We start from the raw sequence: 23,984 nt of genomic DNA on the forward strand, positions 1-23,984 counted from the left end.
CACTCAGCGGAATTGCTGTTCGAGATTACCAACGTTCCCGTGCGCAAAATAGTAGCAGCGAGCAGAACCTCGTCTACGTCTTCACCGTATCGCCAGAATCACGTACAGGACCACCAGCACCCAGTATCGTTCATATCAAAATGTGGACAATCTCTGACTCAGTCTCTGTTCTGCTTCACTACTAAAATCAGTATTACGAAACAACAGAAATTCTGGCCTACCTTCGACTGATACACAGACAGCAGAGGAGTGTCTTTCTACAGTGGCCTGTGCTAGTAGAAGATACGGTGAAATACAGTGTCGCAGTCGATACCAGACGGTGATTTCGTTCTGTTCATCTCGACGTTCAAAGACCTGTATTGTCCGTTTCCCACATCCATCGATCACCGTTGCAGACGATTTTTCTGACATCCAATGACTATTTGTATATTGAGATATGATGACTGAAGTATGAAAATAACATCTACGGTCTGGATAATCTGGGGTCTCGAATTGATGATATTATTACTCGGTACTGTGGTGTGTTATGCAGCAAACGTTGAAGGAATAATTACATTCACCAATTCTCTTCTACTCTACATCATCATTATGTTGATGATTATTGTACTAGATGCAAATTTACTCGGACGAGAAGGACTCATACACAAGTTTTCAGAATGAGCTCGACTACCTAACAGATTGCCTGAATGGTATGCTGAAATCATCCAGGTCAATTTGTTATGCATAGATAAACACGTAATTAGCCATCAGCGGCGGTGAGTTTCACGGTTGTAAGGGTACGTAAGATCATGTCTTCATTGCTCTATCTGTCGTTGGTTGATTAATCTTTCACCGCTTCGTTGTCCGTGCTCCTATCGTTCATCTACAGACTAACACTGATACCAATGACTTCTGAGAGTTCACCTTTCCGCATACTCATGAGACGGCTACGCGAGTGATTCACAGGCCTGACCGTCACCATCTCCATCAAGACGATACGGATCTTCGCTTGGAGTGTGGGCTTCGAAAAACGCCTGCGCTTCTTGTTGGGTGTTGAAATCTGAACAGCTGACGTCAGCAGGGGTAGCAGGCTCCTGCATAGCGGTGGACTGGTTCGTCTGTTCAAAACTCCAAACGCCGCGATTCGCTGCTCGTGCCTCCTGCTCGGCCTGTCCAAACGCTCCACGAAAGGAAAAAGATGAATCGTAGCGACGAGCATAGCCCTGACTGATAAGCTTGTAGTTGAAATTCGTCTCACCAACGTAGATATATGCCAAGAGCCGCCCGAAGCTCCCGCGTTGGTCCGCTTCCGGATCAGTGACAATCTGAACCTGCTGCTCGGCCAATTCATCTTCGGCAAACGATTTCGCTCTCTCACCCCAGTTCAGCAACCAGTCCCGTCCACGAATCGTGTCTGGAATTCCCGCGTATTCTGTTGGATTCTCATTCGAGGCTATCGTCTCGGGCGTGTCAACCCCGAGTAATCGAATCGTATCCTGTTCACCGTTTGTAAACGTCACCTCCATCGTATCGCCATCGACGACACGTGTGACAGTCGCTGTTCGCGTGGTTCCACCGTCGGGAGGCGGGAGAGACGATTCTCCAGTCGCCGCCGGCGTTGCTGTCCCTCCGCCTCCCGGTGCAGTGTCTCCAGCACAGCCACTGAGTAGTGAAATGATAACCAAAACGAGAAGAGCCCATTTACGTTCACCCATATAGAGAGTATAATATACATTTGACCTCAGGGTGCTAAAATCATTTCCATATACCTCAACTCAATTTTCTGTTTGAGAATTTCAATATTATGAGTTATCAAATCAGTTTGTGAAGATGTTATGTGTTTTATGTCATAGCAACCAGACGAAGCATCGTCTCCGAATTAACGTTCAGTCAGAAGAAATTCGCCTGATGACGTTGTTTTCATATACACTGTATGGTATAGAATGGTGGTGTGGATTACCAATGACTTAACCGTGCTTGCCTCGTAGATGAGTCGTGAGTGAGGAAACAGGGCGTCGGAATCTCCGTATGCCCAGTGATAATGAGGTATTCGCGGTCGTGACCGAACATCTCGGTGGCAACCACGTCCGTCTGCGTTGCGAGGATAGCAAAATGCGATTGGGACGGATTCCCGGTCGGATGAAGTACCGCATCTGGATCGACAAGGACGATGTCGTCCTCGCCGAACCCTGGGACTGGCAAGACGAGAAAGCCACTATTGAGTGGCGATATACGGATCAAGACGCAGATCAACTCCGAAATGAGGGTCACATCTAGTGACACATCGAACCGGTTGAGATTTCCCGTATGTTCTACATCCTGCCGATATCTACCGATATCCGTAGATAGCGTACTAGACGTTCGATAGATCAACCCCTTACAACATAGGGTTCGGTGAATCACTGGATAGTGGTAAGTATCGGGGACTGTTCTCTTGATGGTGTGACCGAGTATGTCGACAGCAGTAGCGTTAGTAGAAACCCTTTCGCTTTCGTGAGCTATTGTAAGGAGATCTAGTATAGTAGTAGACCCTGTATCCGTATCAATGGCTGTTCGTGTTCTCCACTACTCTGAGTCAGGGAATGCTACAACGGCCCTGATACATGGCTCAATTGATTTGCTTTGTTCAGACAGCGCCTGGTGTGAGTGGTGACCCATCTGATGAAAATGTTGATATTAATTCAGTATCAATCAGAACAAAACTGTGAGTTTGATTGAGAACATAGAGAGGACTGTCGAAGAAGCGTATGCCGCCGAGAGTAACGTCTTTGGATACGGTAGCTGGAGTCACCACATCACGCAGGTCGTAGAAAATGCCCGCATGCTCGCTCCACATTTCGACGCTGACAGAGAGATCGTCGTTCTTGGTGCGTTGCTCCACGATTATGCGAGTATCGTGGATGAATCACTCTACGAGGAGCATCACATCCACGGACCACGCGTGGCCGAACAACTTCTCAAACAACACGACTACCCAAGCGAACGAATCGAGCGAGTGAAGCGCTGTATCGCAGGGCATCGTGGGAGCATCGAGACTGCGCCTGACACCAAAGAGGGCGTCTGTCTCGCAAGTGCTGACGGAATAGCTCACATCCAACAGCCTCACTCACTACTCTATCTCGCCTACGTTCAACAGGAGATGGATATTGACGAAGGGGCCGACTGGGTACGCACAAAACTCGAACGAAGTTGGCAAAAAATCGATCCAACCGTTCAGAAGATGGTCGAAGACCAGTGCGAAGCCGCTCGTCTCTTTCTTGCTGTTGATACACCGCGTTGAATATGAGCTGTTTCAGAGAGGCGGTCACGAACACAAGAAATCATCGGCAAATCTACGAGGACGGCCCAAAGGTGACTTCTCTTGTCTTCTACAAACTGAATTTGGAATCACGGCAGTGTGGGTGTCAGTATCGTTTTATACGTCCCTCGTGATGCGTGTTCTACGATGCGTGAGGACATCCGATCGATCGCCCACTCCTACTTTCGAGCTGGGATGAGTCCCGCCCACGACTGGCAGCACGTACAGCGAGTTGAAACGACCGCCGACAGACTTGCGACCGACTATCCTGATGCAGATGCACACCGGATTCAGCTCTCGGCGTTGCTGCACGATATTGGGCGGGCAAAAGAGGATCGAGGCGATATCGAAGATCACGCTGCGTGGGGCGCAGACGAAAGCGCACGAATCCTCCGCGAGTACAATGTATCTGAAGAAACGATTGGTGCCGTCAGCCACTGTATCCAGGCCCACCGCTATTCGAACCACGTCACACCCGAGACGATCGAAGCGAAGATCATCAGTGATGCAGACAATCTCGACGCCTTAGGTGCCGTCGGGATCGCACGGTGCTTTGCTTATGGCGGTGAGCAGGGCTTGGCGATCCATGACCCGTCACTTCCGCCCGAGGAAGACTCATCCTCGGCTGGGAAAACGCAATTCAATCATCTCCATAAGAAAATCCTCGATCTCCCGAATCGAATGTACACTGATGTCGGAAGGGAGCTTGCTGAGGAACGGAGTGCGTTCGTCAAGGAGTTTACGCAGCGATTCGAACGAGAAGCGACTGGAACGATATAGCGAGGATTTCAACTGATGAATGCTGTGTTTTTCGATCTGGATGGAACGCTTATCGACTACAAGATCTCATTCGAGGAGCTCTACAACACGGCATTGCGTGAACTCGATGTCGAGCCATCTGGCAAAGCGGCGTTTAGTGAGGCGTTCTTCGATGTTCTAGGAGAAGTTGACGATCCGTTTGCGGCAGCGATTACACAGACTGAAGTCGACGTTAACCCGACGGCGTTCAGCGACGCCCTCGTGAGGGCGGAGATCGAGCACACCCACGAGAAGGCTGGTGTACGATCACTTCTACAGGCGCTTGACGGGAGGTACTCTCTCGGGATCCTCACGAATGGAGTTGGGCGCGTCCAACGGACAAAACTCGACGCTGTGGATCTCACAGATTGGTTCGATGCGATTGTTATTTCGAGTGAGGTCGGAGCTCAAAAGCCAGAGCCAGGGATCTTCCGCGCTGCAGAAAACATTCTCCCAGCCGACGACTACGTGTTCATCGCTGATTCGTTGGACCGAGATGTTCGGCCGGCAGTCGAATACGGCTGGCACGGCATCTTCTTCGGAGATGAAAGCCCTGCTGATGTAGTGGATGTACAGCGGCTCGCAGACGTGAATGACGTACTGGATCGCAGAGAGTGGTCCTCTTGACTGTTGGGGGTGCTCTCGTGCTGCTTCTGGCTCCCTCTCAAGAGAACTGGCGTTGGAGAGGGTTCCTACTGTTTTACCACTTGAGCTACTCTCCCACACAGATCGACACGTATGCCAACAGGTGAAATTCGTGAGGCCGTCACAGCCGATGCGAGTGACCTCGCGACGGTCTATCAGAGCGCGTATCGCGAGAATCGTGAGCGTGGATTCCCTGCGAAGGCGGAATCCGTCAACGAATGTGCCGTCGCAGAGTGGATCGACGAGTATCGGGTGTACGTCACCACTGTCGCCGTCGACAGTGGCGGTGTTCGTCTCGAAGAGACTGCCGCAGAACGAGTGAAGCTCAGCCGTCTCGGCGTCCACGACCAGTGGAAGGGCAAAGGCGTCGGGAATCGATTAATCGAGCACGCCGAGAACGCGATGCGAGGTTCGGGATACGCTACGATCTGGCTGACGACACCCCAAGACCATCCGTACCTTCCCGAGGTGTATCGCCGGCGAGGATACGAGAAGACAGGGCTGTATCCACTAGAATATCGGAGGTACGACGAAATCGTTATGGAAAAACAGCTGTGAGCGCTATCTACGTGGCAGCGAGCGACAGACCATCTGGCACGGCTGTTTTGCTTCATTGTTGCCGTACGCTTGCACCTTACAAATCGTCGTGTAACATCTTCGTAACGCGTTCTCGGAGGGTCGTTGCGGCCTCCTCACGCTGTTCGTTGGTCACGTCGAAGGCAGCACCAACCTGATTGAACCAATCTTCGAAGTTGAGCATTGCGTTGAGAGCCACGAATATCGCATAGCACTCACGATTCTCGTGAAACTGTTCGACGATCCGGGAAGAGCCGGCTTCGAAATAGCCATCGAGCATAGCCGAGCGAATCGTCTCCTGACGATCTGGAACATCCGGAATAAACGTCCAGTGACCCCCCGCTAGGCTGTGTTCGACAAACGCGAGATCGTAGGCCGGCGTCGCAGCGACACAGAACTCCCAATCGAGTAAGCCAGTTACGGCACTCGTTTCCGGATCGAGGAGAACGTTGTCCAGTGACTGATCGATACGAGCGATGACCGGTTCGAATTCACCGGACAGACTATCGATCTGTGCGTCAAGGACTGGTCGGACCACCGGAGCTAGGTCCCCAAACTGGGTCTCAGTTAGCCAGGTGCATTTCTGGTCACACTCGGCTGTTAGATACTCAGTCCAGGAATGGATGGGATTCTGGACGACGAGTTGCTCAATCGTGGTACGAGGGCATTCCCCGTCGAGCGTCTCGTCAGCGTCGATATCGACAAATCCGTACGCCTCGACCGCGTCGAGGGCGTGGAGCATCGCGAGGTGTCGTCCCGTCGAATGGGCGAGTCGTTCGATGGCAGTCTCCGAGAACGTAGCCAGCATGGTTCGGTTGTAATTCGCTCCGGGAAGCGTTGTTGAGACGAACAATGGCGTCGACAGGTGCTCGTCGTCGTCGACGACTCCCAGAACTTCCGGAACTGGCAGTGACGTGTGAGCAGCAAGAATCGCGAGTGTCCGGGCCTCGTCGCCACAGGTTGGCGACTTCTCCGGTGGTGTTGCCTTGAGAACGCACTGCTGGCGTCCTGACTGCATCACGATGTCGAGGTGGTAGACAATGTGATGTCCGTCGACGGCGGGCGTTGCGTTCTGCACTTCCCATGAGGGGTCGATGCGTCGTACTATCTCCGTGATCGTCTTATCTTGAATCGTTCGGTCGTAGTTCATAATGAAGTGCTGTTCGTATCACGGCGTCTCGCCAGTGCATGCGCGTTCAGCCGGATCACAGTGTATGTCCATGAGTGGGTTGGGCGATGTGAGGTTGTGCGCGGACCGTCGGTCGAATGGTGAACAGCTCGCTGACTGTTCGAGTATGAGATCGAGAGAAGACCGCCGGAGACGACACTATTGAAGCCGGTATCCGACGGAAACCGGAGCCGAAGATTCGTCGATAACAGTATCGGTGACCGATTGACGCTCGGAATCTTCGGCCGGGTAAGAACCAGCCGTCTGTCCAGCTATTCTTCACGAGAGCGATGCGTCCAGTCGGGTCTTTCACCCGGGCTGAGGCCGTAATTGCAGTGCCATCGATCGCCCACTCCTGAAGTGATTCGAGTTTTGGTACTGGGAGTTGCAGTGTTTGCTGGATACGCGGGGCCTCGGGGGCAATGTGGCGCGGATAGGGCATCTGACATTCATTAAGTGAACACAGCACTCTCCTAAATGGTTGTCCGCTCGGCGTGATGCTACGTCGCTCATTCGTCTATGAAGGCGTTTCGAACGTGACTTCCAATATACCTATTTCTGTCTCGATATATTGTATGAAGATATACAACATTGTTCGCTCCATTTCACCAACAGAATAGCCACCAGTATAGTCAGTGTCTCGTTGTTCGATTATATTAGATAGATCTCATGAAAGATGGGACAAAGCATATACCATATTGATAAAATGTAGAGGATATGTACACCCGCCGCCGTTTTCTCACTGGAGCCGGTGCCGTTGGTCTCACGAGTGTGGCTGGCTGTCTCGGTGACTTTGAGATATACTATACTGGACAGGAGCAGCCACAGACGAAGTGGTGGCCACAACCTCAATTCGATGGACTCGCCACGAGCTACAATCCCAAGCAGGTTGGTCCTCGAACCGACGTGAGTGAGCGCTGGACGCTCGATATCTCCGGGCCGGCTGCACGTCCGGTGGTTGCTGATGGGCTTGCATTCCTTCCGACGATAGATGCCGTTCGTGCTGTCGATGCTCGGACGGGGAAGGAGCAGTGGCGAGAGAGCGGTGACGGTCCACCACTGTGGCTACAAGCGGTACTCTGGAACGACGGGCGCCTCTATGTTGCCCAGACCCAATCACCTGGCCTGATAGCACTCGATGCGGCGACTGGCAAGCGCCAGTGGCAGTTTGATGCTGACCAGTCGGGGATCTCTGCCCTCGTTATTGATTCGGAGAGCTCGGAACTGTTCGCTGGAGATGATAAGGGCAACATCTACAAGCTCGATCCGGTGACGGGCGAGCAACGATGGCATCATCAGTTCTTTGGCCCGATCAGCACGTTCGCCATCGGGGCACGTCCTTTCCTCCTCGTCGGAACCGAAGGAGGTGAGGTGTATGCGGTATCCAGAATCGATGGCCGAGGATATTGGCGACGGAAATTCCCCGGCCAGATCAGTGCACTCGCAACAATGGATGGGAGTTACAACGGAGCGGGTGCGTTCGTTAGCGTTTTCGGTGGGCCAACGTTTGGTATCAATCCCGATCAGACAGGGACCTCTGTGTGGGAAACGGATGTGTCGGGGGTAGAGTCGTTTGTCGTTGCTGGCCGGCGGGTGTTCGCAGCTGGTCAACGGCTCGTCTCCCTTGATCTCGGCTCCGGAAAGCAGCAGTGGTCGGGTGGGAAAACGAGCCAGTGTGGGCCAGCTGCTGCGGGCGAGACAGTGTACGCAGCGTCTGAATCCAAGGTGTCGGCGTACAAATCCGGGGGCGGAACTGGCATTGGTAACGTTCGGTTGGCTACAAAACGCTGGTCGTATTCTGTCGAGGGGCGGCCACAGCAAGGGCTCGCAGTCGCTGACGGTGCGGTCTTCGTTCTTACAGAAAAGAGTGAGAATACGACACCGAAAGCGTATGCACTCGAAGAAGCGTAGTGTCTCCGCCGTCGTGCTGACTAACTCGCTTATAGCTTGTCGGTTAGTCTTTCATCGCTGCTGCAAACAACCGAAGGTTTGTGCCGAAGTTCCTCACAAGCGCTCGAGGAAACCCTTTCCGTGCGCCGGCGAGCGCATCATCAAGTGTTGTGCTCGCATCCTCGAACACGCCCGTCCCGTGGCCGAACAAAATTCTCTCGGGGTCAAACCTGTCGAACGTTTTGCGAGGTGGGAACAGACGGACTCCCAACTGTACCCTAATGCGTTCGTCGCCGACTGGATATGCCGAGCCAGACGAGAGCAAGTCAGGAACAATACGTGTGCCATCCGTCTCGCGGTACGCAATCGCCTCTTGGAGAGCGACAGTGGTTCAACACGAGTGATGTCAAATCCGAGGGGATCCAGAACCATCTCTTCACGCACCGGTGGGGCGTCAACGTGGTCCGGGATGTAGTCCATCCCACCGGAGAATGTGGACAGATTGTTTTGCGCCGAAGCACAGAGCCCGTGTGGTTTCTTTGGTCGGAGGAATCACGGCAGGAGATCATCCGGAAGGTATTGCGAGCAGTCAACCGGAATCGCATCCCATGCGGCCTGAATAGCTTGATATCCCGTCCATCCTTCTCCTCGGAGCATCTCAGCACTGGCCTGACAAAACTCCTCTACAGTACACGCTCCTGCATCGAGCAATAGATAGAGCAAAAACGTGGGAGCAACGGCCTTACCGCTCGTCTCGCCTGCGTCGTCGAACACCTTGTTGATAGACCGACGCCCGTGCTTGTCCATCAAGATCGCAAACCTGTACAGCTCGATATTCTGTTCGACCTCGGTCAATACCGATGTTTCCCCGGCGTCCTTCCCGTGAGGTCGCGGAACACACGGAACCGTCGTAAACGATCCGTTTTCATCATCGTCGAATGGTTCGAGCGCACTCTTACTCCCTTCATGAAGCCAGCGTTCTCTCGTCCCCTGAGGTGCATACTCAGACCTTTCCCGGCTATGGCGATTGAGTTCATGGTGACAGACGTTCGTCGTCGTCAGTTGTAGATTCTCTGTGACCTGAGGCCAAAGACTCGTGTTCGCTACAGCGATCAAGGCATCTGTATCAACAACAACCGGATGGCGAACATCATCGTCCACCATCCTCACTCCTGAAACACTCCGGTCGTATCAAGCTCCGCAGCCTCCTCAAAGGATTTCCGCTCGCGCTCAATTTCTTCCACGGCATCACCAAGGAGGATCTCTGCTACGTCTTCGGAAAGTTCTCTTTGCTTGTATCGCTGGTGGAGAGCGATTTTCTCCTCATCCGAAAGCGTTTCTCGAAGCTTCTCCTGAAGACCCCGGCGAGCAAGCTCACTGATATTGATTCCCCCGAGACGCATCTGATCGACGACCTGTGACGCCTCCTTCTCGGCTTTCCCTCGGAACTGTATTTTGTCGTTGTCGACCGCCATTCTTAGCTCCTCGTTCGCTCTCTACGGATATAGTTGTTGTGACGTGCCATCCGTGTCATCACAACCTTTCTGCAGTGAATATCTGGATGCGTCACGGCTGCGCCTGTGTGGTCTAGATCGAATGTTTGCTCAAGCCAATCGTGGTTTTCAACGATTTGCGTTCCAGACGGGAGTCGATCACGTATCATCTATCCACTCTCATACCTCTCCACTATGCCCACAGTGTTCCCTTGTACAACTCTTATCCACGTCGTAATACCGAAATGTTGTACGAGACCGTAGCGATCTGTGGGTTTCCGCCAGCCGAGCACAGGTCAGTGTTGGGGCCTCTCGCAATCTCTAACACGTGAGAACAGATGAAATCTGGTGTTCAGAGCGCAGCAGTGACGCACCGCTCTGGGACAGAAGCCCCTGTCCGATCATTCCCCAGAGATAATGTCCGCTCGATCGTCGTCTCAAAGATCTCCCATACCGTGAACAGGCTATTTACGTAACCAACCCTATATACGTGATTTGAGAGAAGTTCGCAGACGACGGAGAAGACTCATGGTGTATTCCTGGATGCTCTTGTGAGCTTGAAGAGTTCGTCCGGAGGACGGAACTGACATGTTGTGGAGTCGGTGAGGACCCTTCTCTGGTATAGCATGCCTCACACAATCTTATACTCGCCGGTGCGCAACCTCGCGGCATGAGCGACGACGGGTCGGACGTGGATACTGACCGCCTCAGATCGTTCCTCACAGAGCAGCTCGATGAACGCGTTGTCGATACAGCAGTCTGAGAGGAAGGGTTGAATCGCGTGATTCGGGTTGTGACTGTCGACGACCCGCAGGCGTACGTGGTGCGCCAGCCCATTAAGGACCGAGACGACCACGGATTCACCGATATCACGACCGAACATGCAGTACTGGAACGGCTCGAACTCACCGATGTGCGGCGCCACGGGCAGTGTATCTCTGCGAGGACGAATCGGTGCTCGGAGGACCCTTCTCAGTAATCGAGTATCTCACGGGTGAGAGCATCCACTGGGACGACCCGCTACCGGACGGATATCGCGACACTCGATCCCGAACTCAAGTAGGAAATCAACTGATAGACACGCTTTCGGACTTACACTCCGTGGATACTGAGCGGTTCACGGGCGTCTGTGAGCGAGTACGACTGCGGGCGCAGATCGATCAGACTGTTGCCCAGTTGGAGGGAGCAACGAGCGCGACCGGGCACGATTTCGGAACGCTGTGGCAAGTTGCTGAGTGGTTGCAAGACAATATCCCGGATCGGTCATTCAAATGTAGAATCTACCAGACACGCATCCCCTGTTCAGCACACACTCGCTAAATTATCAGCAGCTGATGATTGTAGCAGAACCCTCCGAAATGTCGTCTCATCGTGTCTTGTACTACCACAATCAGAAGGTGACATAGAACGATTCTTACAGATAACGTACGTAAGATGATCTCTAAATCACCAGTACAATAGTTCTACGTACTGCAATCCACCACGAATTTCAGCAGAGATATCTGCACCGTTAGTTCGGAAGCGGCGGCCAGGTTGTTGCCACCGTTTCCTGAATGAGGTGGGTCTGAGCGCGACGTAGTCGCTCAGAGACCGAGGATGCAGAGATATCTAACTCTGCGGCGATATCATTCAGGGAAGCTTGACGTGGAATCTCAAAATAGCCCAGTTCATAGGCCGTTCGGAGCGCTTCGTGTTGTCGATCAGTTAGCCCATTGCCCGGTGGTTCAGGCTCACCATCACGGGTGAGACGGTGCAATCGAAAGGTGGCATTACGCTGCCAGAACGATGCGAACGTATTGAACGCTTCTCGGGTGGCGAACCATCCAGTCTGTCGCCACCCGTCTGGTTCCACCTCAATCCGTTCGATAGTGGCCTCAGCCGTAGCAAGCGCCTCAAGCCCTGCGAGATCATCGATGTGATCACCGAGTTGTTCTTCGAAGCTGAGTGCGGGGAACACCTGATACCGACGAGTATCTCCGGCTTGTCCGATGAGAGTCCATTCCCCAACATCGACGGCATCAGCAAGGGCGTTCTCAATTGCAGTCTGGGATTCTCCGGTCACGGTGGCGAGAAACAAAGGCCGATTGCCGTGATTAAACTGTAGATCAAGCACAAGTGTCACCGCAGGCACTGCACCAGCAACCGTAACCAGCGGGAGACCATCGCAATGAATCCCAAATTCAGCGACAAGACCCATACGTTAGCATCTTTATCGATGGTAATGTGAACATCGAACGAATCGTTTACACTGATACAGTCTGTGTGAAATCTCTCCGTTCGACTTCGAGCTATCTGTCGGTATCAGCGTCATCTCACCCTATCCCGGCGAGTGGCGTCCAGTCTCCAGACACTGTCCCATTTAAATCACCCCATCACTGAGAGAATGGCTTAGCCCAGTCGTCCGCAAACACGGAAAGACATGCAGACGACACAGTCAGCAGATGGCATGGAAGTAGGCTACGAACGACACGGCGATGGCCGGCCTCTGATTCTCCTCCACGGAGGGATGGCTCCTCGGGAGTACTGGAATCCGATTATGCCTCACTTTGAAGAGTACACCACTATTGTCCCCCAGCGGCCGGGGTTCGGCACCTGCCTCGACAGTCCAATGGAGACAAGCGCTGCTGAGGTACTGGAACGTGAGACGGAATATGTACGAGCACTGGTTGATGATGTAGATGGCGTTCCTGTCCTGTTTGGCCATTCCTACGGCGCACTCACCGGAATTGAGGCTGCAACGGATGCAGAGATCGGAGCAGTTGTCGCCTACGAACCGGCGATCCTCCCTGACGAATTTCGTGAGGAGGCTGATCTTGCTGATCATATGGCAGCCCTCATCGAGGCAGGCGAACGCCATGAAGCGGTCAAGCGCTACATCGAGCAGGTTCTCCACCCGGAGGGAATTGACAACCTCGACGCATGGTTGGCAGAGTGGCCACTCTGGCCGGAGTGTGTGGATCTCGCCGACGAGGTTGTCCGGATGAATCGTGCGGTCGAGCGGTACCGACTTCCTGATCATCTCAGCGTTGCTGCTCCTGTGCTCGTACTGACCGGCACCAGCGGTCCTGACTTCCTCCGCGAAAGCGCCCACGCTGTCCACGAGGCACTTCCACACAGTCGCTTCGTTGAGTTCGATGGTCTCAGCCACAGTGGGCCCAGCGAAGCACCAGCACTGATTTCGTCGGAAGTCAAATCGTTCCTCTCTGAATAGTCGGTAGCGGTCAGGAGCGTTTACGACTTGCGCGGACGAGTATCGTTGTGTCTGGGATATAATCTCCCATCCCCGACATTCCCAGTGGCGGAGCTGTCATTCCACATTTCGACTTGTTCGGTTGCTGGCGGTACAATTATATAACTGTTCACTGAACAATAACACAATACGAGGCCTCAGGATGACCGTTTCCACTCTCTTCTAAGTGAGAGCGATCCCGTTCAGGGACCGCGAATATCGCAGTGTAGTCCTCAGAGCGGTGTATGTACCGCTTGTTCCGATTATCAATCCATCAATAAACAATGAGTCACTTTCAGACACGAGAACATATCGCCGATCAGCACAAGTGGAACCCCGAAGCGATCTTTCACGACGAGAAGACATGGGAGAGAGCTGCTGACCGCGTCCAGTCGCGGCTTACCGACCTGTGCACCGACGATATAACGCGAAATCCTGCGACTCTTGCAGAGACGCTTGACACGTTCTTCGATATCAAAGCTGAATTCGAGCGTGTCGATGTCTATGCCACCTTACATTCGTTGATAGACACAACAGACGAGCGAGCCCAAGAACGCTCTGGGCGCGTTGACGATCTCCGGTCGACGCTTGAAACCAATCGTTCGAGCATCGAGACGGCGATCCAGCGGACTAACGCGGAACGCATTGAAACGATGCTTGCAGAGTCGGAAGCTCTCTCACAGTACGGCCAGTACCTCTGCAATCTCACTTGCCAAGCAGAGCATACTGCCGACGCTGCTGCTGAAGCGGTGATTTCGACGCTCACGCCCGTACTTGGTGGAAATCAGACGTATGAGACGCTGCTGAACGCAGATCTCTCGTTTCCATCGCTGGAGAAACCGAACGGTGAACAGGTCGATATAACACTGAATAATCGCGAGACACTGCTCCGTTCCCATGATAGACCGTTTCGCCAGACCGTTCACGAACAGTTCTACGACACATTGAATGAGTACCGCCACACGATCGCCGCAACCTTCGACAAACACGTCGAAACTGCAGTCCGAACGGCGGATATTCGGGGCTACGACTCTTCACTTGCGGCCGCGCTTGCCGCCGAAAACGTCCCTGCCGAGGTGTACAAGACGCTTATCGAGGTTATTTCGACCAATCTCGATCCACTGCACGAACACCTGCAGTACAAACGCAAACGACTGGGGGTTGACGTGCTTCGACCCTGGGACCTCAACGTTCGATTAGTTGCTGAAGACGCGACCGTTCCGTATGAGCGGGCAAAGGAACTCGTTGTTGAAGCTGTTGCGCCGCTTGGTGAGGCGTATCAATCGCGACTCGCTCGAGGATTTGAATCTGGGTGGGTCGATGTCTATGAGACATCCAGCAAAATCGCCGGTGCTGGAACCATTCCTGCATACAGCACGGAACCGTATATTTTCCTGAACTATCAGAACGACGTGAACTGGTTGTTTGGACTCGCACACGAAGCGGGCCACGCAATGCACGCCGCCCTCACGAGTGAGACACAGCCGATCGTGTACGGGGAGTTCGACTGGTTTATCTCGGAGGTGCCGAGCACGGTGATGGAGGCGTTACTCGTACACCACATCTTGGAAACCGTCGAGGACACCGCACTCCACCGAACGGTGCTCGATATGTGGCTCGAACGCTTCCGTGATCTGCTCTACCGGCGAACGCGATACGCCATCTGTGAGCAACAGATGCACAGCCATGTCGGCGACGGTGGACAACTCACTCCCGACCGACTTGATCAGTTTATCACCGACGGTTGGGCGAGAATCAACGCACCCGTGAGTGTAGATGAGCGTATCGCTGGAGAGTGGATGCAAGCGAAGTATCTCAACATGTGGATGCCGTTCTATGTCTATCAGTATGCGACGGGATTCAGTGCCGCCCTCTCACTGGTAACTGCGATCCGCGAGGAATGGGACGGTGGATCATCCGGTGAGATGGCCAGCCGATATCTTCACTTTCTGCGCAGCGGTTCGAGCGAGTATCCGCTGGCGTTGCTTTCGGAGATAGGTGTCGATCTTCGTTCAAAGAAGCCATTCGAACAGGCTGTTAATGCGTATCACGACGCGCTTGCGGAGTACACAGTACTGGACCAGCCATAGATAGCTGCATCCATTGGAAAGATTTAGAATGTAGACATTTGGTGGACTATCACTTCATGGGCCACCGAGATCGATGCATGCAAACATAACGCCGCTTGGCTTGTTTCGTTAGTAGACTGTACCAGAAATAGCGAGGCTCGATCTTGAATATCGCCTCGCAGCTGGCGGCCTCGCCACGGTTGCCACGAGCCACTTCGATCGGGAGCCGACTCGCTTTGGTCGTCACCACGTCTAAGAGATTACTACGCTCGTCGACAATCTGTGATGTCAGTCCCCACGCACCGAGCAGGCCATCATGAGCGACAGTACGCATGATACCGTCAATGACCACACTCAGTGTGGGTTCACCGTCGCTTCCGTAGCCATAAACCGAATATCGGCGTACCGTCTTTGAAACCGATCTACGTTTGGATGCGTCGTTCACACCTCGATGGTAGCATTCTTGATAGCGGCTGTTTGTGTTTGATGCCACTCGACGTCGTTCCACATCCCGCGAAACTGCGGGCCACAGAAGTTGCTCGTTGAGATGGCCGCCCATCGTCCCGTTTCGGCTGCCTTCTGCGTGCCGACTGCACAGAGTTCCTTGATCCAGTCCCAGTTCAATCCAGGCCAATCCTTGTAGTGGATGAGCGCCCACGACTCAGTGGTCGTAAGTGGAAGCCCGATCGTTCGAGACCACTCGGCAACTGCGTCGATTTCAGCTTCGAGCGTTGAGTGCCAGCGACTTGGATTCGCTTTGTAACGACGTTGCCCCTGCTTTTCGATCCACACGTAGTGCTCGGCGGAATCGATATCGTGTGACCAATCGAAGAAGTCGCTGGTGTTCATCAGCCAGAGGTGCGTATCTATGAGGTCCATCTCCGGCTCTGGCTCGCGTCCCCACGACTTGCCTGGGCCGGCGGTTTCGGAGAAACAGTACGCTTGCTCGGGATAGGCACTCCGGACGGACGCGATCGACTCGGTGATCCAGCGACGAGCCGCAGGAGCGCGACGGCGTGTGTGGTGGTCGTCGTCGGGATTGTTGAAGTAGGGCGCCCACATGGAAAGTGGAAATTCGTTACAGAGATCGACCCAAGCGACGGTGTCGAGCAATCCTGTGTCTGCGATGCTATCCAGTGTCTCGATCCATACCGAGGCGAGATCCGCTGGCTGGTGGATTCCTCGCCGTACGTTCGTCGTATCTTCCCGAAACCACGACGACAGTGCGACCGCGACATCTCGATCTGCGCATGCTGTGATGAATTCAGTGAGTGCCGGAAACACCTCGACGTGACAGGTTGTAGGCGCGCCCCACTCGCTGGCTTCGAACGCTGGCGGGAGTGTCCACTCGTGGGTTGGGTCGGCTGACACTAGATGTGGGTAGGCATCGATGCGAACGGCGTCGTAGCCTCGTGTGATCAGTTCGTCAAGAGCGGTGTCCCAATCACTGTACCCGCCCCCCTCGTAGCGACGCTCAAGCCACGAAAAATCCCACATGGCAATCGCGTACGGTGTGTCCCGGTCGGTGACGTTCATACCGGAGTCGTCGGCCAGTTGGACCGTATTGATTTCCCTGCTGTGTGATAGTATAACAAGCGAGCCGATCGGTAGCATACGGTGATCTCCGATTCTGATGGAGACCTGTTTTGCACGAATCTTCCTTTATTGCTGTTATGGGACTTTTTACGGGTTCCTCGCTCGCAGTGTTGTTGTCTCTATGAGACAGATATATGTCAGTCGAGAAACTCGCAATAGCATGGACTCATCTCCGCTCACCGCCACTGATACGACACTTATCGAACACGCAAGCGAGATCAACGAACGGGCGTTCGACCCGGACTTTTTCGATGGTGCCCATATCGTTGCTGCGGCTATCAGAACCACTAATGGAGATATGTTCAGCGGAGTGAGTCTCCCCGCCAATACCGGTCGAGCCTCTACCTGTGGAGAACCAGTCGCCATCGGGTCGGCGATCGCTGCTGGGAATCGGTACGACCAAATTGAAACATGCGTGGCTGTCGAGCATCCGATGCCGTACAAAGAGATCGATGAACCGAGCGTTATTCCTCCGTGTGGCACCTGCCGGGAATTACTCGCTGACTATGGGGAGGATATCCGGATTATTGTCCCTGTTGATGGGGAAAACCGGGGTGCTCGTGCCATTGACCTCCTTCCGACGCGAACGTGGTAACCGCGGCAGACGGAGCAGTCTCTGAAACAGTATGAGTCAGATCACCGCTACTGCTGAAAAGCGATAGTTTACTACTCGTCTCTACTACGTCTCTGTATCCATCGCTGTAAGTGAGAGTTCCACTACGATTTTAACAGGTACATCGATATATCGATGGCTACGACGACACCCTCGAAACGGGCTGTCTACCGGATAATCGCTGAGCACCCGAACTATCACTGGCCATACTACCGCATTCCGAACACCGAGTGTACAGCCACCGATCTCGAGGCGCTCGGCGTGAGGCGATCCCAGAACAGTCAACGTTCTGGCTTCCGTCACAATCGCACCACGACCTACGCACAGATCGGTCGAAGGGTCACGGAGGAAGTCCGCTGGTGCTTATGAGATTATGGAGCGCCAGTTCATGCTGAATCCACAGCGTGATCCGTACAACTTTGAGAAAGGAACTGTCATCCAATCCCGTATCGCCTTTGGCGATGATCTTGCTGAGGAGCGTTAATATCATACATCGATAGAAGATAATTAGCACTGTTGTGGAGACACGAATTGATGAGTTAGAGACAGAAGACGAATGGATAGCTGCGTTTCCAGTACTGATGCAGCTCTGGAAAGATACCCCCCGTGAATTCACACAGAGTTCGTTTCTTGCGCTCCTTCACGAATTGCAGGAGACGGAGGGATATCGATTATTTGGTCTGTTCGTAGATGAGTCCCTTGTTGCTGTCGCTGGTGTTTCCATCCGAATGAGTGCATGGTACGGACGGTATCTGTGGGTATACGACCTCGTGACCGAGAGAGCTCATCGTTCGAACGGATACGGAAACGAGCTAGTATCGTTTCTGAAGCAGTGGGCGAAAGACCAGAGCTGTGAAACAATTGCTCTTGCATCTGCACTCGGAAGAGAGGATGCACACGAATTCTACATGGATGGCAATATGGAACAATCAAGCTACGTCTTTCGACAAACACTCGACTGATGCGCAAAACAAAGCTGTGGATCGGTGTATCGTGGAGTCTCCTTATGACGGACTCGGGGTTTGGACGTGAGAGAGGTAGGATGCGAGATCAGTCGACGAGAGCATCCCAATTACACCTTCGGTGTCGTCAACGACTGGCAGGTGGTGAAATCCGTGTTCGAGCATGACATCTGCAGCGTCACGGATAGAATCCTGCACTGTCGCCGTAATCACGTCTGTAGACATGTAGGTGTCGACAGGCGTCTCGTCTTTCGGTCGCCGTTCGGCGACGACTTTGACGAAATCAGTTGTCGTTAGTATCCCCTCGAGTTGATTATCGCCATCAACGACGAGAACTGAGCCAACATCACTGGAGAGCATTTTTTGTGCTGCCTCTTCGACGAGCGTGTCCGGTGGGACTGTGTATAGAGTAGTGGACATGAGTCGCCCAACGAAAATATCGTCCATGATTGATGATATCACGCATCACATATAAGTATACCTGCTATCTGATCTTTCTCTGCTCACACCGAACAACGTCACGTGAAAATCAGTGTATATTACTGCGCTACATTCCCACTCAACACGATAGTAGTCTCGCCCTTGTTAGACTTCTGGCGAGCCATTCTCCGTCGTGAGTCTCCTGACTGTCACGAGGATACGTTTTCAGAAAAATTCCGGTAACCGTACGTGACTACCTCTTCAGAGATCGCGTGCTTGGACGGTTTTCCGGTTGTTCTCGTCCGCACGCCGTGCTGCATCCGCAAGAATCTCGTGGACCTCCTCATCGAGGGCGTCGTAGAAGTCGCCCGAGACGTTGCCGTCGATCGCGTCTTTGACCGCTGCTTTGACAATGAGATCTGCCATATCTGTATGCCTCCAGGCACTGGGCGTTAAAACTGGTGGTTTCGTCGTCCAACAATGGATCACGTCTGCTCCACGATGGCCTCGGCGACCGTGTCCTCCATCTCACTCACCGTCAGGGCTGGCACGGCGTTACCTGCTACTACGGGAATAGGAGATGACGATTGTCGGCGGTTTTAGTCAGTTCATGAGTTGTGTTCCCAAAGCCACAGTCACACTCGATCGTTTGTTCGTGCCCGTCGAGCGGGAGCGAATTTTTGAACCACTTCCCGCAGTTATACCACTGACCTTCTACAATCGTGTGATTACTTTTGATTGTATCATACATTGTTGTTGAGTCACGTGATTCTGTTTTGGTTGTGTAGTGTCATCCAGTTCGGCTTCGAACGCTTCGCTCAGTATTCTCTCACAGATTTATTGCGTGTATGTCACTGCTTTGCCACTACACCCATATATATCTGTTAATAGAAATTTTGGGTTTATCTTTAACTATCCTAATTTATTGATATAGAGATATTCAGAAAATCTGTTAGAACTGAGAATGGTCTCCCAGTTCCACGCGTTAGCTGATTCGGACGTTTGCGGAGCCACTGCGGTCTGTAAACCCATCCTCTTCGATGTTACCATGTGCGTAGCATCGACGCTGTACATCAAGGTCTGATCACCGTTCGTGCTGTCGTCGTTGTGTCGAGAGAGAAGGTACGCGATGACTCCGATAGACGTGAGGACGAGCAGCCAGAACAGCGGCCACGGTATCCGAATCCCCTCCCAGTCTCCACCATTCTAAGAACCGCCTCCCTGTCTCATTGATTGAGCGCGTGCCAGTGACGTCATTCCTCTACTGTCATTTACGAATAATAGTTCTCTACATTAAGATTTATAATAATCGATAATAAACGCACAGCGTAGTGATCAACAGGAATGAGTTCGGTGGAAACTGAGAGAATCAATCCAGCATACCATAAACAAGACGGATACGATACCACGAACGATAAGTATCCACCCGATTGGAATGCTCGCAGCAAGGCCGTGCGAAAACGCGATGACTACATCTGCCAGGATTGTGGTGTGAAAAGCGGATATCACACGCCGTATGGAGAAGGCGTTACGCTCGATGTCCATCACATCACGTTCCTCAGTGATGGGGGGTCAAATCGGTTTGACAACCTCACCACTCTGTGTGTTGATTGTCACAATGATCGCCACGAGCACGATATCACAGAGGGAAGAGATGTTACCACACAGACCCCCAGCGGCCCGCTGGTGTGGTTCCGGCAGTTGGTGCGGTATTCTCTCGGCAGTGTGGGCGTTCTCCTTCTCCACACGATTGCTCTCTCTCTTCTGGTGACGCAGCCGACAGGAGAGCCGCTGTATTTCGCTGGTGGTGGATATATCGTGCTCCTTACTGTCGCTGGGGTGCTTCGAACCAAGCAGACAGCCATACTGTATGCGCTCGCGGGGTGTATCGGAATGGCACTCATGCAGGTGCCGTTTGTGGTTGCGATCATCCCTGTGTCTCGGGTCATACTCGTCTGCTCTACATGGATTCCAGCGTTGCTTACTGGCATCTGGTGGTGGCATCAGCGCAAGTGAATTGATATCCTCCCCATCCTTGAGGGTGGAGGTTCTCGAACGATTACCCGATATATTAGTTGTTAGATCATTTCCTCAGCCGTTTGAGCGTATCGATACACTCGAGCAGGGCTCTTCCGTTATGATAGGCCCCTTTGTAGACCGCCCCTTTTCGTCCAACTGGTTCGAGGTCGTCAGTAATTCCGGAGTGCCACTCGCCGTGATCGTCGTCGATGTGGTACTGTCGAATGAACTCCCATGTCTGCTCAAAGACGTCGAAATACTGAGTGTCGCCTGTATGCTCGTACATTCGTAGCGCACTGGTCATACACTCTGCTTGCACCCACCACGCCTTGATGCGGAAACTGGCCGGTTCGTCGAACCCACCGTAAAAGTAGAACCCACCGTAGTCCTCGTCGTAACCGTACTCCAACGAGTACTCCCACAGCGTCTCGAACAGTTCGGAGAAAATCGAAGTTGAGATGTTGAGTGCAGCTGCTGCTTCCATCACCAGCCACACCCCCTCCAGATCATGTCCATAAGAGACGATACGGAACTCTTCGTCGTCCTGTAATGGTGTCCAATCGGGAGCATGTTTGTCTGTGCAGAAACGTCTCCCCGTTCTGTAAACAGTATTAGTGACAATGGTCAGCAGTTCGTGGAGACGCTGTCGTCCCCTTTCGGTCTTGAATGCTTCGTAGTAGGTCGTGAATGCCTCCATGAGATGGAGATGTGTGTTCGTCAGTTTGAGGGTCGGATCGAGCACGGCGTCACCGGATTCTTTTGGCGACCAGTCTGGTTCGATGTTCTGGAGGTAGGTTCGTCCCTCTGTGATCGGTGTCCAATCCGGCGTGAAGTACTCCACATAGCCACCGAACGCCTCATCTTTCGCGTGCTCGTCCATCAGATCAACGAGTTCGTGAGCGTACTTTGCGGCTCTGTCGTCGTCGAGCGACCGAGCGTACTCCGAGAGTGCGTACAGTCCGAACGATTGTCCGTAGAGGTGTTTGTTGGGCTTTGAAACCGTACCGTTGCGTTCAACCTCCCAGTAAAATCCACCGTGTGCCTTGTCCCACATGTCTTCGAGCAAGAACTCAAGGCCATGTTCGGCGAGGTCAGCGTACTCTTGACCGAACCCTTCACCAGCGAGCCGGGCATTCAGCCAGACCATCCGGGCTTGCGTGACTATCTGTTTGTTCCCGTTGCCTGCAAATTCGCCCGTCTTATCGTAACTGGTGATGAACCCACCATACTCGGTGTCGACCGACCGGGGAAACCAGAAATCGAGAACATTTTCGGTTAGGTCGTCTTTTAACTGTTCGAGATGTTGCTGGCTCTTGGCACGTGGCTCTGTTTGCATGTGCAGTGACGGTTTCAACGTCGGTAGTAATAAGACTGCTTCCGAGAGGACGTCGATGAGAGATATCGGAGAAGTTCTGTCGAGAACGAGAGATTTCTCCAGAGTGGCCGGGTCGTGGTATAGCTCGTAACTCCCGTCAGGAGTTGTCGAACAGCGCAATGCTGTTTGCATCGTCCTGGTCGGTTAACTTTCGGTAGGCGATCTCCGTCTCTAGCCGAGGGCCTGCGACGTAGTAGATGTAGCAGCTTCCAGCGTCATCTTTGATAAAGAACGGACCAGCAACCCCTCCGTCGTCTTGCGAGACGGGAGACATGATTTCTCCTACGTAGTTCTCTTTGTCGATGTTCTGACCGCACTCCATCGCGTAAATGTTGTCGGAGGTTGCGTGAAATGCGACGAGGTAATCCCCATTGTACTTGAAGAAAAAGGGATTCGAAACGTTCCCGTCGTGCTGAGGTTGTGGCGTCACGACTTCGTTCTGATCGACGGTCCAATTCTTCGCATCGTCCGATGTTGCGAGGCGGATGTGGCGTGTGCCTCCCTGATTATCCATGAAGAACATTGTATAGCTATTGTTCCGGTCAGGAATCGAATAGTCATACACGCGTGCGTACGACGCCTCGGAAGAATTCGACATCATGGAGGTGTCGATGGCGACACCACCGTAGTCGAACGTAACACCATCACCACCGCTACAGTGCCACCAACGCGTCTTGTCGTTGTCACCGTGTGCATACAGTAGCACCTTACCGTACTCTTCGGCGTAGAGTGCGTATGGTGAGGAGATGTGCGAGGCGTTGTATTCAGAAACGTCGATAATCGGATTGTCTGCATACTCCGTCCACGAGTTGGTATCGAGCGTGTCCGAATAGAAGAGTGCAACACCAACCGTGTCACCGTCCTTGGTTTGGCTATTCCCGTGCGGAGCGGTGTACAGATGGTATTTTCCTAGCGGATTGTCGATGTTCGACGTTTCGATGATTGATGGGAAAATCCACTCATCACCAGGGGAGTAGCTAGGGGATGCGGGGTCGAACGCGAGTCCCAGGTAGTCGTACTGTATATCTGTTACGGAGCCTGTATCGACACCGAGGTCGGCAGACCCCGGGGTGGCGTATAGCTCACTAACCTCCGAGGAACTCAACCCTCTAGAGTAAATTCTGAGTTCGTCGATTCTCCCCTTCCAGTATCCATGGTTGTCGTTCGCATTCGCCTCGTCCGTTCCGACCTGAATTACGTTCTCCGAGTCAAAGCTTCCGCTCGTAGCGACACTGTCAACCTCAGTACCGTCGACGTATAGTTTGAGGAAGCTTCCATCGTATGTCACCGCCAGATGAATCCAGCTCCCCGTCGTCGGTGAGCCGCCAGTGACTTTTTCTATCGTTCCACCGGTTCGTGCGGCAAAGGCCCAGACGTCGTCGCCAACGTCGTAGTAAAGCACGATACTTCCTCCGTCCCAGTCTCCTAAGATAGCACGATCTTCAGTCAGACTATCGGCGTTCACCCACACGGAATACGACCCTGCCGAGAGTCTTGAGAGGACGTGTGGCACGTCGATGCTGTCATCAATTCCGTCGAATAGAAAACAACTGTTCGAGACACCAGTGGCACCCGCCGATGCCCCATTCACGGTTCCGTCGTTTCCGTTCCCGGACGAGTCGACCGGCGATGCATCGTCGAATTCGTAGAACGATTCAAGCGACGTACTGTACCCTGCCACCGTACCAGTGAACAAAGCATCTAGTCCAAAACTCGCGACGCCAACCGAACCGATCGCTTTCATTGCTGTTCTTCTATCGAGCTTCCAATGTTCGTCCATGTACAATCTCTTGACTACTGCCGGTAGTCGTATTTAGGGTATTTGAGATTAACATATATAATTATCGTTTAAAA

General features: G+C 53.0%; 26 protein-coding genes. 13 read left to right on the forward strand and 13 right to left on the reverse strand.

Translation table 11 applies throughout. The annotated features are described in order from the left end of the window. Positions 1 to 926 precede the first annotated feature (926 nt). Positions 927 to 1,694, reverse strand: a complete 768-nt coding sequence (locus MW898_RS19520) for a thermonuclease family protein (RefSeq protein WP_248909984.1) — start codon at positions 1,692 to 1,694, stop codon at positions 927 to 929. Positions 1,695 to 1,974: 280 nt separating this feature from the next. Between MW898_RS19520 and MW898_RS19525 the strand changes: the two genes are divergently transcribed. From MW898_RS19525 to MW898_RS19545, 5 genes are all read left to right on the forward strand, one after another. Further along, complete coding sequence (locus MW898_RS19525) at positions 1,975 to 2,256, forward strand: translation initiation factor eIF-1A (RefSeq protein ID WP_264556495.1); 282 nt, start codon at positions 1,975 to 1,977, stop codon at positions 2,254 to 2,256. Between the two features lie 427 nt (positions 2,257 to 2,683). Further along, entirely contained in the window at positions 2,684 to 3,259 is a 576-nt protein-coding gene (locus MW898_RS19530; protein WP_248909985.1) for an HD domain-containing protein, read from the forward strand. Between the two features lie 165 nt (positions 3,260 to 3,424). Beyond that, complete coding sequence (locus MW898_RS19535; protein ID WP_248909986.1) at positions 3,425 to 4,057, forward strand: HD domain-containing protein; 633 nt, start codon at positions 3,425 to 3,427, stop codon at positions 4,055 to 4,057. Positions 4,058 to 4,072: 15 nt separating this feature from the next. Beyond that, a complete protein-coding gene (locus tag MW898_RS19540; RefSeq protein WP_248909987.1) occupies positions 4,073 to 4,702 on the forward strand; it encodes an HAD family hydrolase in 630 nt (209 codons plus the stop codon). A 111-nt stretch (positions 4,703 to 4,813) separates the two neighbouring features. Beyond that, on the forward strand, positions 4,814 to 5,278 hold the full coding sequence (locus tag MW898_RS19545) for a GNAT family N-acetyltransferase (protein WP_248909988.1): 465 nt from the start codon (positions 4,814 to 4,816) through the stop codon (positions 5,276 to 5,278). 76 nt (positions 5,279 to 5,354) lie between these two features. On the opposite strand, the gene MW898_RS19550 is transcribed toward MW898_RS19545, so the two are convergent. Continuing rightward, complete coding sequence (locus MW898_RS19550; protein WP_248909989.1) at positions 5,355 to 6,446, reverse strand: phosphotransferase family protein; 1,092 nt, start codon at positions 6,444 to 6,446, stop codon at positions 5,355 to 5,357. 735 nt (positions 6,447 to 7,181) lie between these two features. Between MW898_RS19550 and MW898_RS19555 the strand changes: the two genes are divergently transcribed. After that, positions 7,182 to 8,375: an outer membrane protein assembly factor BamB family protein gene (locus tag MW898_RS19555; RefSeq protein WP_248909990.1), complete on the forward strand. Its 1,194-nt coding sequence runs from the start codon at positions 7,182 to 7,184 to the stop codon at positions 8,373 to 8,375. Positions 8,376 to 8,418: 43 nt separating this feature from the next. On the opposite strand, the gene MW898_RS19560 is transcribed toward MW898_RS19555, so the two are convergent. From MW898_RS19560 to MW898_RS19575, 4 genes are all read right to left on the reverse strand, one after another. Continuing rightward, on the reverse strand, positions 8,419 to 8,679 hold the full coding sequence (locus MW898_RS19560) for a hypothetical protein (RefSeq protein WP_248909991.1): 261 nt from the start codon (positions 8,677 to 8,679) through the stop codon (positions 8,419 to 8,421). A 227-nt stretch (positions 8,680 to 8,906) separates the two neighbouring features. Continuing rightward, entirely contained in the window at positions 8,907 to 9,518 is a 612-nt protein-coding gene (locus tag MW898_RS19565; RefSeq protein WP_248909992.1) for a hypothetical protein, read from the reverse strand. Between the two features lie 2 nt (positions 9,519 to 9,520). After that, complete coding sequence (locus tag MW898_RS19570) at positions 9,521 to 9,829, reverse strand: DUF8065 family protein (RefSeq protein WP_248909993.1); 309 nt, start codon at positions 9,827 to 9,829, stop codon at positions 9,521 to 9,523. 649 nt (positions 9,830 to 10,478) lie between these two features. Beyond that, on the reverse strand, positions 10,479 to 10,772 hold the full coding sequence (locus MW898_RS19575; protein WP_248909994.1) for a hypothetical protein: 294 nt from the start codon (positions 10,770 to 10,772) through the stop codon (positions 10,479 to 10,481). Positions 10,773 to 10,801: 29 nt separating this feature from the next. Here MW898_RS19575 and MW898_RS19580 point away from each other — a divergent pair, with 29 nt between their 5' ends. After that, positions 10,802 to 11,167: a phosphotransferase gene (locus MW898_RS19580; RefSeq protein WP_248909995.1), complete on the forward strand. Its 366-nt coding sequence runs from the start codon at positions 10,802 to 10,804 to the stop codon at positions 11,165 to 11,167. 190 nt (positions 11,168 to 11,357) lie between these two features. Here the strand turns inward: MW898_RS19580 and MW898_RS19585 are convergent, their stop codons facing one another. Then, positions 11,358 to 12,044, reverse strand: coding sequence for a helix-turn-helix domain-containing protein (locus tag MW898_RS19585; protein WP_248909996.1), 687 nt, complete (start codon positions 12,042 to 12,044; stop codon positions 11,358 to 11,360). Positions 12,045 to 12,266: 222 nt separating this feature from the next. On the opposite strand from MW898_RS19585, the gene MW898_RS19590 reads away from it, so the two are divergent. Continuing rightward, positions 12,267 to 13,058 (forward strand): alpha/beta fold hydrolase, encoded by a 792-nt coding sequence (locus MW898_RS19590; protein WP_248909997.1) that lies wholly within the window; start codon positions 12,267 to 12,269, stop codon positions 13,056 to 13,058. Positions 13,059 to 13,360: 302 nt separating this feature from the next. Continuing rightward, on the forward strand, positions 13,361 to 15,166 hold the full coding sequence (locus tag MW898_RS19595; RefSeq protein WP_248909998.1) for a M3 family oligoendopeptidase: 1,806 nt from the start codon (positions 13,361 to 13,363) through the stop codon (positions 15,164 to 15,166). 49 nt (positions 15,167 to 15,215) lie between these two features. Here the strand turns inward: MW898_RS19595 and MW898_RS19600 are convergent, their stop codons facing one another. Both MW898_RS19600 and MW898_RS19605 read right to left on the reverse strand, forming a co-directional pair. Beyond that, the gene (locus tag MW898_RS19600) at positions 15,216 to 15,590 is read right to left on the reverse strand and encodes a DUF1152 domain-containing protein (RefSeq protein ID WP_248909999.1); all 375 of its coding nucleotides are present in this window, start codon (positions 15,588 to 15,590) and stop codon (positions 15,216 to 15,218) included. Then, positions 15,587 to 16,759, reverse strand: a complete 1,173-nt coding sequence (locus tag MW898_RS19605; protein ID WP_248910000.1) for a cellulase-like family protein — start codon at positions 16,757 to 16,759, stop codon at positions 15,587 to 15,589. Before MW898_RS19605 ends, MW898_RS19600 begins: the two co-directional genes overlap by 4 nt. 142 nt (positions 16,760 to 16,901) lie before the next feature. Here MW898_RS19605 and MW898_RS19610 point away from each other — a divergent pair, with 142 nt between their 5' ends. From MW898_RS19610 to MW898_RS19620, 3 genes are all read left to right on the forward strand, one after another. Next, positions 16,902 to 17,336 carry a cytidine/deoxycytidylate deaminase family protein gene (locus MW898_RS19610; protein ID WP_248910001.1) on the forward strand — a complete coding sequence of 145 codons (435 nt, stop codon included), beginning with the start codon at positions 16,902 to 16,904 and terminating at the stop codon, positions 17,334 to 17,336. Positions 17,337 to 17,489: 153 nt separating this feature from the next. Continuing rightward, complete coding sequence (locus MW898_RS19615; RefSeq protein WP_248910002.1) at positions 17,490 to 17,723, forward strand: hypothetical protein; 234 nt, start codon at positions 17,490 to 17,492, stop codon at positions 17,721 to 17,723. A 149-nt stretch (positions 17,724 to 17,872) separates the two neighbouring features. Then, positions 17,873 to 18,316, forward strand: a complete 444-nt coding sequence (locus tag MW898_RS19620; protein ID WP_248910003.1) for a GNAT family N-acetyltransferase — start codon at positions 17,873 to 17,875, stop codon at positions 18,314 to 18,316. Positions 18,317 to 18,358: 42 nt separating this feature from the next. On the opposite strand, the gene MW898_RS19625 is transcribed toward MW898_RS19620, so the two are convergent. Next, positions 18,359 to 18,763: a CBS domain-containing protein gene (locus MW898_RS19625; protein WP_248910004.1), complete on the reverse strand. Its 405-nt coding sequence runs from the start codon at positions 18,761 to 18,763 to the stop codon at positions 18,359 to 18,361. Positions 18,764 to 18,997: 234 nt separating this feature from the next. Then, the gene (locus tag MW898_RS19630; protein WP_248910005.1) at positions 18,998 to 19,162 is read right to left on the reverse strand and encodes a DUF1931 domain-containing protein; all 165 of its coding nucleotides are present in this window, start codon (positions 19,160 to 19,162) and stop codon (positions 18,998 to 19,000) included. Positions 19,163 to 20,089: 927 nt separating this feature from the next. On the opposite strand from MW898_RS19630, the gene MW898_RS19635 reads away from it, so the two are divergent. Next, positions 20,090 to 20,752 carry an HNH endonuclease gene (locus tag MW898_RS19635; protein WP_248910006.1) on the forward strand — a complete coding sequence of 221 codons (663 nt, stop codon included), beginning with the start codon at positions 20,090 to 20,092 and terminating at the stop codon, positions 20,750 to 20,752. A 67-nt stretch (positions 20,753 to 20,819) separates the two neighbouring features. Here the strand turns inward: MW898_RS19635 and MW898_RS19640 are convergent, their stop codons facing one another. Continuing rightward, positions 20,820 to 22,091, reverse strand: coding sequence for an AGE family epimerase/isomerase (locus tag MW898_RS19640; RefSeq protein ID WP_248910007.1), 1,272 nt, complete (start codon positions 22,089 to 22,091; stop codon positions 20,820 to 20,822). Positions 22,092 to 22,227: 136 nt separating this feature from the next. After that, on the reverse strand, positions 22,228 to 23,910 hold the full coding sequence (locus tag MW898_RS19645) for a LamG domain-containing protein (protein WP_248910008.1): 1,683 nt from the start codon (positions 23,908 to 23,910) through the stop codon (positions 22,228 to 22,230). Positions 23,911 to 23,984: the final 74 nt, after the last annotated feature.

This window comes from Halocatena marina, assembly GCF_023276375.1.
GTDB classification, from domain to species: domain Archaea; phylum Halobacteriota; class Halobacteria; order Halobacteriales; family Haloarculaceae; genus Halocatena; species Halocatena marina.

Coding starts and splice junctions, on each gene's coding strand:
- MW898_RS19640 (WP_248910007.1), bottom strand. CDS start 22,091: ATGCAAACAGAGCCACGTGCCAAGAGCCAGCAACATCTCGAACAGTTA.
- MW898_RS19535 (WP_248909986.1), top strand. CDS start 3,425: ATGCGTGAGGACATCCGATCGATCGCCCACTCCTACTTTCGAGCTGGG.
- MW898_RS19595 (WP_248909998.1), top strand. CDS start 13,361: ATGAGTCACTTTCAGACACGAGAACATATCGCCGATCAGCACAAGTGG.
- MW898_RS19605 (WP_248910000.1), bottom strand. CDS start 16,759: ATGCTACCGATCGGCTCGCTTGTTATACTATCACACAGCAGGGAAATC.
- MW898_RS19545 (WP_248909988.1), top strand. CDS start 4,814: ATGCCAACAGGTGAAATTCGTGAGGCCGTCACAGCCGATGCGAGTGAC.
- MW898_RS19550 (WP_248909989.1), bottom strand. CDS start 6,446: ATGAACTACGACCGAACGATTCAAGATAAGACGATCACGGAGATAGTA.
- MW898_RS19610 (WP_248910001.1), top strand. CDS start 16,902: ATGGACTCATCTCCGCTCACCGCCACTGATACGACACTTATCGAACAC.
- MW898_RS19565 (WP_248909992.1), bottom strand. CDS start 9,518: ATGGTGGACGATGATGTTCGCCATCCGGTTGTTGTTGATACAGATGCC.
- MW898_RS19615 (WP_248910002.1), top strand. CDS start 17,490: ATGGCTACGACGACACCCTCGAAACGGGCTGTCTACCGGATAATCGCT.
- MW898_RS19520 (WP_248909984.1), bottom strand. CDS start 1,694: ATGGGTGAACGTAAATGGGCTCTTCTCGTTTTGGTTATCATTTCACTA.
- MW898_RS19555 (WP_248909990.1), top strand. CDS start 7,182: ATGTACACCCGCCGCCGTTTTCTCACTGGAGCCGGTGCCGTTGGTCTC.
- MW898_RS19645 (WP_248910008.1), bottom strand. CDS start 23,910: ATGGACGAACATTGGAAGCTCGATAGAAGAACAGCAATGAAAGCGATC.
- MW898_RS19590 (WP_248909997.1), top strand. CDS start 12,267: ATGCAGACGACACAGTCAGCAGATGGCATGGAAGTAGGCTACGAACGA.
- MW898_RS19585 (WP_248909996.1), bottom strand. CDS start 12,044: ATGGGTCTTGTCGCTGAATTTGGGATTCATTGCGATGGTCTCCCGCTG.
- MW898_RS19540 (WP_248909987.1), top strand. CDS start 4,073: ATGAATGCTGTGTTTTTCGATCTGGATGGAACGCTTATCGACTACAAG.
- MW898_RS19630 (WP_248910005.1), bottom strand. CDS start 19,162: ATGGCAGATCTCATTGTCAAAGCAGCGGTCAAAGACGCGATCGACGGC.
- MW898_RS19625 (WP_248910004.1), bottom strand. CDS start 18,763: ATGGACGATATTTTCGTTGGGCGACTCATGTCCACTACTCTATACACA.
- MW898_RS19570 (WP_248909993.1), bottom strand. CDS start 9,829: ATGGCGGTCGACAACGACAAAATACAGTTCCGAGGGAAAGCCGAGAAG.